We start from the raw sequence: 1,650 nt of genomic DNA, 5'->3' as shown, positions 1-1,650 counted from the left end.
GGCTGTTCGGCCGGACCGACGCCGAGGTCCATCGGCGGACGCGAGTCGAGGCGGTCCGACGGGTCGGCGGGACAGCCGACGCGGGCGGCGGCCGGTGGGAAGCTCGACGACGCCGACGGGGAGGCCTGGGGACCGTTCGACATCCTCCTGTTGAACCCACCGGCGCCGCAGACCGCCGCGCTCCTCCGCGAGGCGGCGTGGGACGACCCGCTCCGCGATCGACTCGCGGCGGCGGTCGGTGCGGTCGACTTCCGGACCGTCTGGACGGCGATCTGCCGCTACCCGTTCGCGCTCGACGTCCCGTACTACGGGCTCGTCAACACGGACAAAGCGCACGTCGTCGGGTGGATCGCCCGCGAGGAGTGCAAGCCGGGTCACGTGCCGGACGGCGAGACGCTACTCGTCGTCCAGGCGAACCACGAGTGGTCCGTCGAACACTACGACGCCGGCCCGGACGCGAACGCGGCCGCCCTCGCCGAGTACGCCGCGGGGATCATCGGCGACGAGCGGCTCGCGGACCCCGTCTGGACCGACCACCAGGGATGGCGCTACGCCCAGCCCGAATCGGCGGTCGGATCCGAGACGGTCGCGGCGGCGCGGGAGGCTGGGCTGTACCTCCTCGGCGACTGGGTCGCCGGCGAGGGGCGGCTCCACGCCGCGCTCGCGAACGGACTCGACGTGGGTGAGCGCGTGGCCGCCGACGCCTGAGGGGGGTTCGAGGGCCGGTCGGCGGCGGATCGTCGGCCCGCATGGGACGGGCTTTTTGACCTCCCCCGACGAGTCTCGGGTATGACCGATCTCGACATCGACCTCGTCCTCGTGTCCGTCGACGGCAGCGAGGAGTCACACGAGGCGGTCGACTACGCGATCGCGGTCGCGGCGGAGTACGACGCGAGCGTCCACGCGCTGTACGTCTTAGACGAGGACGTCGTCCGCGCGATCGAACACGGCGTCGTCGACGAGGCGGAGGTGGCCGACGACACGGAGGCGTTCACCGACTCCGTCGCCAGACGCGCGGAGGCGGCCGGCGTCCCCCACAGCAACTCCATCGGGTACGGCTTCTCGACGAGCGTGAAGACCGTCCACCCCGGCAGCGTCGTCCTCGACACCGCCGAAGAACTCGAGGCCGACTTCGTCGTCGTCCCCCGCGAGCCGATCTCCGGCGACCCCGGCGAGGTGCTCGGGAAGGCCGCCGAGTACGTGCTCCTGTACGCGAGCCAGCCCGTGCTGTCGGTGTAGGCCAGTCCGTGCTGTCGGTGTAGCGTCGTCGCGTCGCCCGCTGGGCGGCCGGCCGAATCTGGTCCGGGTGGGATTTCTGAAGGGTGACGTCAGTCGCAGTCGACAGTCCTCGTGGGCGCCGGACCGGTCGGACGGGAAACGTACATCCGTCGGCCGTCCCTACGGATCGGCGATGGACGTGGGGCTGATCACGGTCGGCGACGAACTGCTCTCGGGCGACACGGTGAACACGAACGCGCACTGGCTCGCGAGCGAACTGAGCGACCGCGGCGTTGCCGTCCGACGGATCCTCTCGGTCCCCGACGACCGCGCGGTGCTCGCCGGCCGGGTGCGCGAGTACGCCGACGCCTTCGACGCCACGATCGTCACCGGCGGGATCGGGGGGACGCCGGACGACGTGACGATGGAGGC

General features: G+C 71.8%; 2 protein-coding genes and 1 pseudogene. All 3 read left to right on the top strand.

Annotated features, from left to right (window positions below):
* Window positions 1-708: pseudogene (locus GJ633_RS16495) on the top strand (NAD(P)/FAD-dependent oxidoreductase); the annotation flags it as partial.
* A gap of 81 nt (window positions 709-789) precedes the next feature.
* Entirely contained in the window at window positions 790-1,239 is a 450-nt protein-coding gene (locus tag GJ633_RS16490) for a universal stress protein (RefSeq protein WP_156589630.1), read from the top strand.
* Window positions 1,240-1,411: 172 nt separating this feature from the next.
* On the top strand, window positions 1,412-1,650 hold a 239-nt coding region (locus tag GJ633_RS16485), incomplete at its 3' end, for a molybdopterin-binding protein (protein ID WP_255470751.1).

It is taken from the genome of Halorubrum sp. CBA1125 (assembly GCF_009742825.1).
Classification (GTDB): domain Archaea; phylum Halobacteriota; class Halobacteria; order Halobacteriales; family Haloferacaceae; genus Halorubrum.
This window is presented reverse-complemented; position numbering and strand designations above follow the sequence as displayed.